Annotated in this window: 12 protein-coding genes and 2 tRNA genes; 1 reads left to right on the top strand and 13 read right to left on the bottom strand. The window is 36.8% G+C overall.

Annotated features, from left to right (window positions below; all coding sequences use genetic code 11):
- Positions 1-57: 57 nt before the first annotated feature.
- The 3 genes from ACFQ32_RS06495 to ACFQ32_RS06485 all read right to left on the bottom strand — a co-directional run bounded on the left by ACFQ32_RS06495 (position 58) and on the right by ACFQ32_RS06485 (position 3021).
- Entirely contained in the window at positions 58-2553 is a 2496-nt protein-coding gene (locus tag ACFQ32_RS06495; RefSeq protein ID WP_046325365.1) for an ATP-dependent Clp protease ATP-binding subunit, read from the bottom strand.
- Between the two features lie 279 nt (positions 2554-2832).
- A tRNA-Pro gene (locus ACFQ32_RS06490) sits at positions 2833-2906 on the bottom strand.
- 43 nt (positions 2907-2949) lie between these two features.
- Positions 2950-3021, bottom strand: a tRNA-Gly gene (locus ACFQ32_RS06485).
- A 194-nt stretch (positions 3022-3215) separates the two neighbouring features.
- Here ACFQ32_RS06485 and ACFQ32_RS06480 point away from each other — a divergent pair.
- On the top strand, positions 3216-4034 hold the full coding sequence (locus tag ACFQ32_RS06480; RefSeq protein WP_046325366.1) for a DUF2785 domain-containing protein: 819 nt from the start codon (positions 3216-3218) through the stop codon (positions 4032-4034).
- A gap of 85 nt (positions 4035-4119) precedes the next feature.
- On the opposite strand, the gene lysS is transcribed toward ACFQ32_RS06480, so the two are convergent.
- The 10 genes from lysS to ACFQ32_RS06430 form a co-directional block, all read right to left on the bottom strand.
- Positions 4120-5661, bottom strand: coding sequence for a lysine--tRNA ligase (gene lysS / locus ACFQ32_RS06475; protein ID WP_046325367.1), 1542 nt, complete (start codon positions 5659-5661; stop codon positions 4120-4122).
- 17 nt (positions 5662-5678) lie between these two features.
- Complete coding sequence (dusB, locus tag ACFQ32_RS06470) at positions 5679-6698, bottom strand: tRNA dihydrouridine synthase DusB (RefSeq protein WP_046325368.1); 1020 nt, start codon at positions 6696-6698, stop codon at positions 5679-5681.
- A 111-nt stretch (positions 6699-6809) separates the two neighbouring features.
- On the bottom strand, positions 6810-7430 hold the full coding sequence (locus ACFQ32_RS06465) for a histidine phosphatase family protein (RefSeq protein ID WP_046325369.1): 621 nt from the start codon (positions 7428-7430) through the stop codon (positions 6810-6812).
- A gap of 102 nt (positions 7431-7532) precedes the next feature.
- Positions 7533-9119, bottom strand: coding sequence for an ATP-binding cassette domain-containing protein (locus ACFQ32_RS06460; protein ID WP_046325370.1), 1587 nt, complete (start codon positions 9117-9119; stop codon positions 7533-7535).
- A 69-nt stretch (positions 9120-9188) separates the two neighbouring features.
- Positions 9189-10064 carry an Hsp33 family molecular chaperone HslO gene (hslO, locus tag ACFQ32_RS06455; protein ID WP_046325371.1) on the bottom strand — a complete coding sequence of 292 codons (876 nt, stop codon included), beginning with the start codon at positions 10062-10064 and terminating at the stop codon, positions 9189-9191.
- Between the two features lie 47 nt (positions 10065-10111).
- On the bottom strand, positions 10112-12364 hold the full coding sequence (gene ftsH / locus ACFQ32_RS06450) for an ATP-dependent zinc metalloprotease FtsH (RefSeq protein ID WP_046325372.1): 2253 nt from the start codon (positions 12362-12364) through the stop codon (positions 10112-10114).
- 86 nt (positions 12365-12450) lie between these two features.
- Positions 12451-13707 (bottom strand): tRNA lysidine(34) synthetase TilS, encoded by a 1257-nt coding sequence (gene tilS, locus ACFQ32_RS06445; protein WP_046325373.1) that lies wholly within the window; start codon positions 13705-13707, stop codon positions 12451-12453.
- Positions 13697-14062, bottom strand: coding sequence for a S1 RNA-binding domain-containing protein (locus ACFQ32_RS06440; protein ID WP_046325374.1), 366 nt, complete (start codon positions 14060-14062; stop codon positions 13697-13699). The genes tilS and ACFQ32_RS06440 overlap by 11 nt, the downstream gene beginning before the upstream one ends.
- A complete protein-coding gene (locus tag ACFQ32_RS06435; RefSeq protein ID WP_046325760.1) occupies positions 14062-14439 on the bottom strand; it encodes an FtsB family cell division protein in 378 nt (125 codons plus the stop codon). Before ACFQ32_RS06435 ends, ACFQ32_RS06440 begins: the two co-directional genes overlap by 1 nt.
- Before the next feature lie 75 nt (positions 14440-14514).
- Positions 14515-14757, bottom strand: a complete 243-nt coding sequence (locus ACFQ32_RS06430; RefSeq protein ID WP_046325375.1) for an RNA-binding S4 domain-containing protein — start codon at positions 14755-14757, stop codon at positions 14515-14517.
- Positions 14758-14763: the final 6 nt, after the last annotated feature.

Genomic DNA, 14763 nt, shown 5'->3' with positions numbered 1-14763 from the left:
AATCAGCTTTTTAATCACGCACTACTATAACAAAATAAAATTCGTGTGTCAATTAATTCACTTTGCGCCGACTAAATTATTATCTTTTTGTTTCAAAACATCAAATTTTAAGTGATTATGACTGCACCCAACTTTAAGAATATCACCATTCTTAAGGTCACCTTTAATCAGCATTGAAGCAATCTTATCTTCAATATCTTTCTGAATTGCACGGCGCAGCGGTCTTGCTCCCATTTCAGGATTATAACCATCTTTTGCAATCTTATCCAAAGCAGCTGTGGAAATTTTCAGTTGAACTCCTTGTTTATGCAAGCGGTCAATCAATTTACGAGTTAAAAGCGTAACTATTTGACGTAATTGCTTTTGATCAAGTTCGTCAAAAATAATAGTTTCATCAATCCTGTTTAAAAATTCAGGTCTGAAGAACTCTTTAAGTGCTTGACGAACGCGATCTTGCCGCAGCTTGGTTTGACTAGTATTATCAGCATTAAATCCTAGAGCCTGCGTCTCAAATAATGAACGGGAACCCAAATTGGAAGTCATGATAATAATAGTATTTTTAAAGTCTACTTTACGGCCCTTGGAATCGGTTAAAAAGCCATCTTCCAAAACCTGTAGCAACAAGTTGAATACATCAGGGTGAGCTTTTTCAACTTCATCCAATAATACTACTGAATATGGATGGCGGCGAACCTGTTCAGTCAACTGGCCGCCCTCATCATAGCCAACATAGCCCGGAGCAGAACCAATCAATTTACTATTAGCTATTTGATCCATATATTCAGACATGTCAATTCTAATCAAGTTGTTCTCAGAGCCAAAAATTGCTGCAGCGATTGCTTTTGCTAGTTCAGTTTTACCGACCCCTGTCGGACCTAAAAATAAGAATGAACCAATTGGTCGATTTTCATCTTTAATACCGCTGCGGCTTCGCCTGACCGCCCTGCTGACAGCAGAAACTGCTTTGTTCTGACCAATGATGCGCTTATGTAAGTCTTTTTCCAAATTGGCTAAGTGCTTAGTTTCATCCCGATTCATTTGGGTAACGGGAACACCGGTCCAATTAGAAACTACTTTAGCAACATCTTCAGGTTGAACTATAGCACCTTTACTAGTTGATTCATCAAGCTTTGTTGTTAATTCATCTTGTCTTCTTTGCAAACTATTTTGTCTTTCCTGGAGTTGTGCAGCTTTAGCAAAATTCTGGTTAACTGCAGCATGATTCTTTTCGCCAATGACTTTCTCGATTTGATCATTAAGTTGCAATAACTGATTGTTAGAACCTTTACCTGACTTAATCTTAACCGCAGCACTTGCCTCATCAATTAAATCAATTGCCTTATCTGGTAAATAACGGTCAGAAATATAGCGGCTAGAAAGATCAATTGCATTTTCTAAAGCAGAATTAGATATTTTTACATGATGAAATTTTTCGTATTTTGGTTTTAAGCCATTCAAAATTGCTAAAGTTTCAGCACGAGAAGGTTCATTTAACCTAACGATTTGGAACCGACGAGCTAAAGCCTGGTCCTTTTCGACATACTTTTGATACTCATCAAAAGTTGTTGCCCCAATCATTTGGATATCGCCTCGAGCTAAAGATGGCTTTAAAATATTTGCAGCATCAATTGAGCCTTCAGCGCCTCCAGCTCCAATGAGAGTGTGCATTTCATCAACAAAGAGAATAATATTGCCATTCTCAGTAATTTCCTTGATGATTTTTTTCATCCGGTCTTCAAATTCACCACGATATTTTGTACCAGCAACAAGTCCACCTAAATCTAGTGAGACCACTTGCTTCTTTAATAAATCGTGCGGTACTTTTTTAGCAACAATGGCACTTGCAATGGCTTCTGCCACTGCCGTCTTGCCTACACCTGGTTCACCAATCAACACAGGATTATTTTTATTACGCCGAGATAAAATTTCAATCACTCGTGCTACTTCACGATCACGCCCAATGACTGGATCTATCTCACCATTTTCAGCCCTCTCGTTGAGGTTGACTGAAACCTGATCAAGAGTTGGTGTGCTGGAATTTCTACTGGTGCTTTCTTCAGAGCCATTAAAACCTGACCAACTGCTATCCTCTTGATCATTTTCATCCATATCTTGTTCATCTTCACCTAAACTGTGCAGGATGTCATTACGCAAACCATCAAGATCAATGTTTAAATTACGCAAAATCACAGAAGCCAATATCTGCTCATTGAGGACCATTCCTAATAAAATATGGCAGGTTTTAATTTTAGCAGAACCTTCTCGTTCAGCTAAAGTGCCAGCATATGCCAAAACCATGCTGAGGCGTGGTGACATCTGCATGTAACTGGTTTTGCCAGCTGAGCCATAACCTGTATAACGTTCAATTTCCTCACGAATCGCTTTCGGTGTTGCACCCCAAGCCCGCAAATTTTTGCCGGCTTCACCATCAGATTCAATTACCATCGCAAGTAGTACGTGTTCAGTACCAATTAAACGATGATGAAAATTCTGTGCTTGTTCACGTGCAATTTCTAATACTTGATTTGCACTGGTTGTATAAGATTTTTTCATCATTGCACCACCTTTAAAAATGACGTGTATACACTATAAACCTTTTTGAGAATTTGTAAAATATTCTGTTTGAGGCTAAATATAAGTGTCATGTCAAAAAACTTTGCAACTATTATACCAAAGAGATGCAGTTCGTGCGACCCAATCCTTCTTATTATTTAAATTAGAAATAATTTTTTTAACATAATACCTGTGTAAGAATAAAAGTGGTCTGTTATAACTATAGAAAACTAAAAATTCTCATACTAGCAAAAATAAATTACCAGCATGAGAATATTATCGGGAAAACAGGATTCGAACCTGCGACCTCTACGTCCCGAACGTAGCGCTCTACCAAGCTGAGCTATTTCCCGTTTATTAAAAAAACTCACCGCTTTTGGTGAGTCTTTTTTCTAGAGCGGAAGACGGGATTCGAACCCGCGACCCCCACCATGGCAAGGTGATGTTCTACCACTGAACTACTTCCGCAAGACAAATATTATTATAGCAAACCAATCTCATTTTGCAACCTTTTTTAGTAAAATAAATCCGTAAAATAAGTATTTTAACGGGAAAGCTTGCCTTTTGAGAGTTTCTAAAACATAATTGCTAGTAAAAGGTAGTATTCTGTTATACACAAATATGAAATCATATCACTGTCAGATAAAAAGGAGGCTATAGAATTGCAAAAAGAACTGGAAAAACTTGTTAATTTAGATTCTGGTAAAATCACTTTTGATGATAGTCAAATCGACTATATGTTGCAAAATATCGGAAACCTTGACCCACATCTTCGTGATGATGTTGTTTATACGCTTTTTGCTCGTGGCTTTTTTGAAAATTCATTTACTTCAAAGCAGAAAGCAAAAATTTTTACCAATTTTATCAATTCAAAAAATCTGTTTAAGGGCATCGATCAGCCAGAAAACGATTTAATTTTTCTCAGAACATTCAGTGCATTACTGGGTTCCCTAATTTTAGATGACGATAAAAAGCATTCAATTTTAAATGCGACCGAACGAAAAACTATTTTTAACTGGAGTATTTCCTATTTGAAGGAAGAAAAAGATTTCCGCGGTTATGTTAAAGATAAAGGCTGGGCTCACAGCGTTGCTCATGGTAGCGACTTTTTAGGCTCTACTTTAAGTCATCCAGATTTTACAACAAATAATACTGCTGATATTTTGGCCATAATTGAAACGATCTTTCAAAATATGCAAGGACCGTTCATTGATGATGAGGAGCAACGGTTAGCTTTTGCCTGTTTTGAAAGCGTTCATTTCGGTAAAATACCGACTGCTGAGTTTAATTCGTTTATTAACTGCTATAACGAAAAAATTTATCAGCAGCTCGCAGAAAATGATCGCATCAGCTGGTATCGATTAAGTTCCTGGCTCAAATTACTTCAAAATTGGTATTTTTATTTTTCAAACCAGTCTGTTAAAGATAATCTACTTTCGAAAATAACTGCCTATAACGAAAAAATGGGTTATACATTGTAGGAAAACTAAAAAAGAATCCCTAAAGAAGGATTCTTTTTTAGTAGTGTCATTAGCTTTGCTATAGTGCTAGCAAAACGATTGATTATTATTTGCTCTTTTTCTTCATGTCTTCTTCGACTTCGCGCTCAATATCTTCAATTCGCTCTGGACGCATTGTTGGGAATAAAAGCACATCCCTAATTGCAGGCGCATCAGTCAGAAGCATTACAAGACGGTCAATTCCGATGCCCAAACCACCTGTTGGCGGCATACCGTATTCCATAGCACGTAAGTAATCTTCATCGATCATATCTGCTTCATCGTTTCCAGCTTCACGTTCTGCCATTTGTGCTTCAAAACGCTCACGTTGGTCATCTGGGTCATTTAATTCGGAAAAGGCGTTGCCATATTCTTCACCCATAATGTAAATTTCAAAACGATCGGTAAACCGAGGATCATCAGCATTTTTCTTAGCCAATGGTGAAATTTCAACTGGATGACCATAAACAAAAGTAGGGTCAACAATTGTTTCTTCGCAATATTTTTCAAAGAAGGCGTTAATGATATGACCAACCTTCCAGAAGCTTTCAACCTTGATGTCATGGTCTTCAGCAATTTTGGTTGCTTCTGCTACGCTCATCTTTTGCCAGAAATCAACGCCGGTCTTTTCCTTAATCATATCTACCATATGAACGCGACGGAAAGGCTTACCCAAATCAATATTTGAGCCCTGATAAGTAATCTTGCCATCATCTGATACGACTTTAGCAGCTGCGCGGATAATGCCTTCTGCTTCATCCATGACATCATGGAAGTCCCAGTATGCACAGTAAGTCTCGAGTTCAGTAAACTCAGGGTTATGGTGAGTGTCAAGTCCTTCATTTCTGAATACCCGACCGATTTCGTAAACTCTTTCCATATCACCGACAATCAGACGCTTTAAAGGTAATTCCAAAGCTATTCTCATGTACAAGTCAATGTCTAAAGCATTGTGGTGCGTAATAAATGGCCGTGCTTCGGCACCACCTGGAATGTTATGCAAAACGGGAGTTTCAACTTCCAAGAAGTCCTTGCTGTTCAAATAGTCACGAATAGCTTGAATAATTTTTGTTCTATTTACAAAACGTTCATAACTTTCGCGATTGGTAATTAAATCAAGATAACGTTGACGATATATTTGTTCAACATCTTTTAAACCATGATATTTTTCAGGCAAAGGACGTAAGGCTTTTGATAAGAAAGTAACATGAGTTGCGCGAATCGTTAACTCACCGGTATCAGTTTTCATAACTTCGCCGTCAATGCCCAAGAAGTCGCCAATATCGGACTTTTTAAAAATCTTATAATTGTCTTCACCGACAATGTCCTTACGAACATAAATCTGTATTTTGCCTGTCCGATCATAGAGATCCGCAAAACCGACTTTACCTTTACCCCTTTTAGCCAGCATTCTGCCAGCAATTTTAGTCTTAGGCAATTCCTTGTTTAGCTCATCTTTATCATCTTGAGAATATTTTTCATTCAAAGACCGCGCTAAATCTTGCCGATCAAACTTTCTCATTCCAAAAGGTTCGATACCATTCTCTCTTAATTCATCTAACTTTTGGCGCCGAACGATTAATTGGTCATTCATTTCATTTTTAGCCAATTACATTTCCTCCATTATTAATTAACTTCACTTCTGACAGTCCTTTGTTTTTGCCTTTTTTCATAATCATCAACGAAATTATCAAGCAAATCATAAACTTCCTGTGCTGTCCAAACCTCATTTATTTTAGCACGAGTACGTGCAGAACGGGGAACTCCCTTTAAATAGTAGGCAGCTTGTTGACGAAATTCAGGAACTGCAATCTTTTCCCCTTTTAATTCAACTAAACCTTTTAGTTGATGCTTAGCCGTAGCAACCTTTTCACGCACCGTTTGCGGTTTAAGTTTCTCACCGGTTTCTAAATAGTGCACCATATTTTTAACTATCCAGGGATTACCCAAGGCTGCGCGACCTATCATAACTGCAGTTGACCCAATTTCATCCAAAGCTTTTTTAGCTAATTCTGGCGTCGTTATATCACCGTTAGCCACAAAAGGAATATCAAGCACTTGTGCTACCTCGTGCAACGTTTCCCAGTCCGCTTCACCCATATACATTTGTTTACGAGTCCTACCATGCATTGCAATCATGCTGGCACCAGCTTCCTGCGCTGCTAGCGCGTTTTCTACTGCAAAAATGTGTTTACGATCCCAACCAATACGCATTTTGACGGAAACTGGCTTTTGCACATTTTGGACAACTTTGTGAACCATCTGGTAAATTTTATTAGAATCAAGCAGCCATTTGGAGCCTGCATCTGTTTTGGTTACTTTAGGAACAGGACAACCCATATTAATATCTATAATGTCTGCAGCAGTATGTTGGTCAATATATTGTGCTGCTTCAAGTAAAGTATCTTCAGTACCACCAAAAATTTGAATACTCATGGGGTGCTCACGCGGATCAACCTTCATCATAGACATGGTTTTTTTATTACGATAAATGATACCGTGATCTGAGATCATTTCACAAACAACTAAGCCTGCCCCGAATTCCTTACAAATCATTCTAAAGGCGGAATTTGATACACCAGCCATCGGAGCCACTACAACCCGATTAGGAATAGTAATATCACGAATTTTCCAACTATTATCCACTAAATCACCCTTTCAAAACACTTTAATATCTTAACAAAAAGGCTCATATAAGCAAAATTCATCGTACTTTTCGTAATAAAAAGTTAAAGCTTACTAATATAATGCACTTTTTTAATCAAAAAATTTACCAGGTGCAATCCTATTGTAATAACGTAAAAATGCCTTTTTACTTTGATCATCAACAGAAATATTGATTACACCAGCATTTTGAATCTCGCCAACTAAAGCAATTCTAGGTATCTGCAAAACATTCTGGACCAAAGAACGAGAAGCAGTGCCATGAAATACTAATAAAACCGACTCATTTTCATGATTATTAATTAGATCATGCCAGAAAGCCATTAATCTGTCTGCCAAATGTTGGTAGGTTTCACCGGTGCAATAATCACTGTAGTTCTCTTTGAAATAGCCAAGTTCATCAAATACTTGAGGATACTTTGCAATTATTTCGTGAACATCTTTACCATCCCAGTTGCCGTAATTCATTTCGGTTAAACGGTCATCTATAATAATCTCATGTTTACCCTGGTTTAAAATTTCTGCTGTTTCTCGCGCTCTTTTTAAAGGACTGGAATAAACATAATCAATCTTGTTAATGTCAAAACTGTCGCGTAAATTTTCGGCTTGTTGTCTGCCTGTTTCATTTAATGGTAAGTTAGTTCCTGAACCATTTATACCAAAAGTTTTATTAGTATCCGTTTGGCCGTGACGAACTATATATACGTTTAGCATTTACTTTCTCCTTTACTTATCTATTCAACTCTTTCATTATAGCAAAGTTGATACTAACCGCACTTTTAATCTCCAGAAAAGACGAAAAAGCGGGCAAAATTTTTAGTATTCATTCTGCTTTAGTCGCACCACTTCGTCATAATATTGCAGTTCTTCAAAGCGATGAACAACACTAATAATAGTGGTCCCTGGTAAATATTTTTTAATCATATCGTAAACAATAGTAATAGTCTTTTCATCTAAGTTACTGGTAAATTCATCTAATAATAAAATCTGGGGTTTCGCAACAATAGCTCTTAAAAACAAAATCTTTTGTTTTTCACCACCAGATATTTTATTTTTAAAGTCTCCTGGTGTTTTATTGGTTAAATCGGTAACAGAATGAATCAAGGTGGTTAAATTGATTTCTTCAATCAGTTTTAGCAAAGTATCAGGTGAAACTTTATTATCGGGGTAGCAAATGTTATCCAATATTGAACGGTTGAATAATTGAACATTTTGCGGTAAATACATAAGATCAGGCTGATTGGCAAAGGGCAAAATAATTTGACCATCTTTTGGCTGATAAAAGCCAGTTAACAGTTTAAGCAGTGTGCTTTTACCAGTGCCGTTAGGTCCTACAAGTGCGGTTATTCTGCCTTTTTTAAACTCTAAGTTCAAATCTTTAAAAACATCTTGTTTCTTTTTGTAAGAATAACTGAGATGTTTGAAGATTATTGCTTTTTTGTTTGAATCAAATTGAACAGGTAATGGATGCTCAGTTGATTTTTTCCCGTACTCTAATTCCGAGAGGCCAGAACGAATTCTGTTTAAAAATTCTTCAATCGCTAAGTACTGGGTGCCAAAGCCAGACAAATTAACAATAGAATATAGCAGAATCAGGATCAAAGAGAGTGCTTGATTTTCTTTAGTGCCAATTAAACATTGCCCTAAAACCGTAATAATGCAAGCCAAAATCACAATTAAAAATTGCTGGAACAGAGAGGCCTCGTTAGTAATTCTTTGAACCTTGATAAAAGTCTTTTGTTCATCATTCAATATTTTATCCATATTCTGTTCTTCAAAGTCTTTAGAATTAGTTGATAAAATCGTTTCAATGTTACTGTAATAATCAATGATATATTCGTTGACTTTAGAAGCACTTTTAAGCGATGCAGCTACATTATCCCTATTTCGTCTGGCCATCCACACCGAAATCAACATATAACTAATAAAGAATAATAAATACAAAATACCAACAAAGATATTTTGTAGACTTAACATTATTGTATACATAATAAGCATGACAGACATTTGCACTACTATTTCTAGGCCGGATTGCTCCAACTCTCGACATGCAAATGAAACATCTTTAATGTAGCTTTGAACCTTTCCCACTGGTTTATCAGAAAAGTAGCTAAAAGGCTTATTAACAATTGACTCCCATAAAATTTGTTTAGAAAATTTTCTTACAGCCTGAATAAATGAATTATTACAACTGTTTATTAACGGCATCATCATCAATGAGACTGCAAGAGCAAGGACTAACAATATTTGAAAATTTGTACTTAAATGGGCTTGAAATAATGCAGTAATTAAATATGGTTGTGCAAAATACACGGCATAGGCAACAAAAAGAAATACACCAAAAAACGCTATTTTTAGTATTCCTATTCTATCAGCTACCTGTCGTAAATATTGCCCAACCATTTTCTTTCCTTTTCAAAATTTTAACTAAAATGAATAAAACATACTTATCACTTATATGACAATAATTTATTAATTAATTTTAGTCAAAATTGCTTTTAATTCATCTTCTGTATAGTGGTATTTATTACCACAAAAACTACAGGTCAATTCTGCTCCGTGATCCTCATTAATCATGGTTTCAAGCTGACTTTTCTTCATTGTTGCTAAAATCTTACCATACTTTTCCTTAGAACAATCACACTTGAAGGCAACTTCATCTTTTTCTAAAATCTTACAGTCATCGCCAAGAATCATAGCTGCCAATTTTTCAGGAGTCAAACCAGCCAAAAAAGCACTAGAAAGTGCTGGCAACTTATTGATTCGTTCAATAGTCTTAGTTATTAAACTGTCTGAAGCACCCGGTAGTGCCTGCAACATAAATCCACTTGCTTCACCAATAGTATTGTTAGGATTAACAAAAACTGACAAGCCAACAGCCGAAGGAATCTGCTCTGATTTAGTTAAATAATATGCAATATCTTCTGCAATCTCACCAGAAACAATAGGTACTTGTCCTGTATAGGGTTCTTTTAATCCCAAGTCTTTAGTTACTTCAAGCCACCCTTCACCGACGGCTTTTTTAACATCAATATGGCCATTTTCTTTTGGTGGTAAAGCAATATGGGGATTTTTAACGTAACCCTTAACAGTTAAATCCGATTTGGCTGTAACTATTGTTGGACCTACTGGACCATTGCCTAAAAGTCTGATAGTCAATTCTTCCTTATCTGTGAGCTCTGCTCCTGCCAGCAAAACACTCGCAAGCAAAGTACGTCCAAGAACTGCCGAAGAAGCTGACCAGGTATTATGCCGGGTTTGTGCTTCTTGAACCAAATCCTTGGCAGTAATCGTTAACAAGCGTAAATTTTTAGTCTTATCGATTGCTTTAATTAAATAATCACTCATTTTATTCTCCTAAAAAAATAGAGCCTAACAGTAGGCCCTATTAATTATTATTCTTGAGGATGATCGTCTTCACTATGTGAATTATCAGTATCCTTTGAATCTTGCTGATCCTCAGAATCCTTTTCTGACTCAGAAGAATTAAAATCAGATGTTTTTTCTTCTGAATCTAGCTCAGACTCTTTGGGAAACTCAGCTTTTTCTGGATTATCAGGATTACTTTCTTCTGCTTCCTCATTCTTTTGGGCGGGTGACTCTAGAGAGGCATCTCTTTCTTCCTGCGCCTTTTCGGAATTTACAATATTTTTCTTCTGCGATTGGTTTTCTTTCTTTTCAGCAGCAGCTTTAGCTTCTTCATAAGTTGATGCTTTTGATTCGCTTGGGTATTCTTGCTCCGTCTTTTCAGGCATCTTGCCAGTTGTGTACAGAGACATAATCTGCTTTTCATCTAAAGTTTCATACTTAAGTAAAGCTTCAGCTATAATGCGGTGTTTTTCACGGTTGTTTTTAACAATTTCAACTGCTTTAGCGTGGGCTTCATCAAGTAATTTCTTAACCGCCTCGTCAATTTTAGCTGAAGTTGCCTCACTATACGGTTTAAAACCATAAGGATTAGTTTCGCCCTCTTTTTCAAGTTCAACCATTCCTAATGAGTCGGTCATTCCGTAATTAACCACCATGCTGTGGGCAATCTGTGTGGCTTGTTCGAAGTCATTAGAAGCACCCGTTGACTGGTCTCCAACTACAACCTCTTCACCAGCACGACCACCCATCAGACCAACGATTTGTTCCATTAACTGTTTCTTAGTTAGCAGGAACTGATCATCTTTAGGCAACATCAAGTTATAGCCACCTGTTCTGCCGTGAGGCACAATAGTAACTTTACGCACCGTTCTTGAATCACTAAGCACTAAACCACAAATGGAGTGACCAGCCTCGTGAAAGGCAACTCTGCGTCTTTCTTTTTGAGAAATCAAGCTGTTTCTCTTAGCAGGACCCGCAATGACACGGTCTTCAGCTTCATCCAAATCTGCAGCAGTAATATTATTACCGTTTCGTCTGGCTGCAAGCAGTGCAGCTTCATTAAGTAAGTTAGCTAGGTCTGCACCAACAAAACCTGGTGTTTGACGAGCAATTTCCTTTAAATCAACATCATCAGCCAAAGGCATATTCTTAGCGTGAACACGTAAAATTGCTTCACGGCCTCTAACATCAGGTGTACCAACTAAAACTTTTCTGTCGAAACGACCTGGGCGCAAAAGAGCTGGATCCAGTACGTCAGAACGGTTAGTAGCTGCAATAACAATAACGCCTTCGTTACCCTCAAAACCGTCCATCTCAACTAACAACTGGTTCAAAGTCTGTTCACGTTCATCGTTACCGCCGCCAGCGTTACCACCACGTCTGCGTCCAATAGCATCAATTTCATCTATGAAAATAATACTTGGTGCGTTTTTCTTGGCATTAGTAAATAAGTCACGTACACGACTAGCACCAACACCGACAAACATTTCAACAAAGTCTGAACCTGAAATTGAGAAGAAAGGAACATTTGCTTCTCCCGCTACGGCACGAGCCAGCAATGTCTTACCAGTACCCGGAGGACCCTCAAGTAAAACACCTGAAGGTATCTTAGCGCCTAACTTGGTAAATTTAGCCGGATTCTTTAAGAATTCAACCACTTCTACCAGTTCCTGCTTTTCCTCCTCTTCGCCGGCAACATCAGAAAAGCGCACTTTATTCTTCTTTGGATCCTCAGGCTTAACATGAGAACGACCAAAATTCATAATTCCGCCGTTGCCGCCTCGGCCTCCGCCACTTTGACTAACCATCATCCAAAGCATAACTATGAAAAGAATGGTCGGCACAAGCATGACAATAGTCGAGATCCAGTTTCCAGATTGTGACTCACCCTGAGTCGTCATCTTAGTACCGCTCTTTTGAGCTAGTTCTTGCACGTTGGATACGCTGGAATCATTTTGTAGCATCGTAGTGGAAAAACGTGTTACTTTTGATCCTGAATTGCCATTAAAAAAGTCAAAATTACTATCTGACTGGTTTTTACTTTCTTGTGTTTCTTTATAGCTACCTGAAACAGTATAAACACCATTTGCAGGTTGAACATTAAAGTTTTTAACTTTTCCCTTACGCAAATCACTTACAAATTCAGAGTAACTAATATTCTCACTGCTACCAGAATTATTTGATCCGCCAATTGCCCAGTTGATTCCTCCTATTAAAAGCAGGAAAACAACTATATAGAATAAACCGTTTGAAAACAGCCGATTCCGGTTATTTTTCATATAAAACCTCCGCAAAGTTTCTAGAGATATACGAATAAAAGTTTATCACAAATTTCATCTGTACTCTAATAATTTAAAAATTTTTATCAATTATCTTCATATAAATAAAAGCATTTTTCACCAGAACACACTTGCTGATTAGAATAAGTCTGTTCAATGAAAACCACTTTATCACCATCATAAATAGTCAAACAGTATGGCCGCAATATATTCGGAATACCACTTTGAGCAAACTTTTTCTTGCTCTTTACATGGCTGCCATCTTTTAATAAAAGCTTTGTTCCGGGTAAAATTGACCCTGCGGTAAATTGTTTTTTATTGCTTGCCCTAAAATTTCCAATTAATTTATGAGGTTCGGCTGCTTTTAAAGATAGTAAAAATTTACGCTTATTAAATGAAAATACTTGATCGAGAATAATTTCTTTATTTGCTGGCCTAGCTGGCAACTGTTTAAAAAGATAAAAAAAGCCTTGATAAACAAGTAACGTATAATTCGCCAAATTTTGATTGACTCGCTCCTGCCAGGTCTGCCATATAAAATGTTGCCAAAAAGCCTGCTTTTGCTCACTATTCAATTGTTTGAGAGCACTAGTTTTTAGACGATATGCTACATTTAAAAACTTTTTCGGCTGGTCAAACTGAGCAAATCTTTCATCGACGATTGATGTTAGCAAACTAACCTCTTTACTAAATCTAAGAGCATTTTGACCAATTTTTTTATTTTCTTTTTTAAGTAAGGGAATTACATGATGACGTAACTTGTTGCGTAAAGTATCATCCTCATTATTAGTTTGGTCGATTACGTACGGTATGTGGTGCTTTTTGTCATATTCTAATAAATCAGCTTTTGTGACATTTAAAAGAGGCCTTAACAAAGTCATTCCCTGCATTTCGCTAATTGCCCTCAAACTATTCATTTCACTAGGATTACCAGAACGAATAAATTTAAGCAGAATATTTTCAAGCAAATCATCCATATGATGTGCCGTTAGTAAATAATCTCCCTGATAATTTCGCATTATTTTAACTAAAAAATCATAACGATATTTTCTAGCAGCAGCCTCAACGCCGCCTAAAGGTTGTAAAGATTGAGGCCATTTTTCATTAATTAACTCGATACTTTTATTTTGACAATACGCAGAAATTACTTTTTCTTCTTCAAAAGAGTCAGGCCGCAATTGATGATCCAAATGAGCGGCGAGCAATCTAAAATGGTATTGCTCCTTTATTTGATATAACAAATCTAATAAAGCTAATGAATCTGGTCCACCACTAACTGCGACTACAAGGGTTTTAGCAGCCAGCGGCAAATGATTTACCTTAAAAAAGTCATCAATTCGCATAACTGACCAAATCTTGTTCTAATTTTTTTATTTCTTTTTGGGCATCATTCACAGTTTGCGTTAAAGTCTTGGTAAAACCTGCCATTTTAGTATTAGAAAAAGGGTTAGTATGATCAATTAAATCAGGATCATTAACCCTCATTCTTGAAAGGGCGATTTTGCCTTTATAATTATGAAGGACAACTACGCGAATCTGTTCTCCAACACGATAATTATTCTTTTCCCGCAACCAATTATTGTTAAAATCACTATGATGAATTAGCCCTGTTTGATGATGAGAAAGAGTGACAAAGATGCCTAAGTCATTAATATTATTGATAATACCTGTAACTCTCTGTCCAACTTGATATTTCATTAATTATTGTTTTTTCCTTCAGGTAAATTGTAAATTGTTTCGTTTGGCTTAGAGTACAAAAATTTAGAACGAATCAGTTTAGCCACGTAATCAGTATCTTTCAAGTCATTGCGCTTAGCTAATAAAACTTGTTTTTGATTGTTTATTTTCTTCAATTCCTTTTTAGAAGTATGCACTTGACTGTTAATATGTTCTGTCTGAGAGTGCGTAACGCCAATCTGTACTCCTAAAAACGCAAAAATGGCAACGAAAAAAGCAACGATGCGATTACGTCGTACACGGTGTACTTCTTTTGCTCTTTTTTCTTGTTTACGTTTCAGACGAGCCAGTTGCTCCTCCGGACTAACTGAATTGTATATACGTGGACCGTTCATAATTTTGACCTCTACTATCAAAAACAAATACTATTTTAATTATAACAAGACCACCTATAAATGTCATTAAAGACCAAACTAATTTATTAATTCATATAATTCACTGGCTTCTGCCTTTTTAGTGGTTTCTTTAATTGCACAAACCTTGGCTTTTACCTGTTTAGAACCGTAGCCTACTTCGATAATATCGCCAATCTTAACGTCATAGCTGGACTTGACCACGTGATCATTTACCTTAATTCGACCCTGATCAGCCATTTCTTTAGCTATTGGGCGTCTTTTTACTAATCTCGAAACTTTTAAAAATTTATCAATTCTCATTTTTTT

It is taken from the genome of Lactobacillus melliventris (assembly GCF_042679465.1).
GTDB classification, from domain to species: domain Bacteria; phylum Bacillota; class Bacilli; order Lactobacillales; family Lactobacillaceae; genus Lactobacillus; species Lactobacillus melliventris.
Note: the sequence above shows the minus strand (reverse complement) of the source record. Positions and strands in the feature narration are given on the sequence as shown.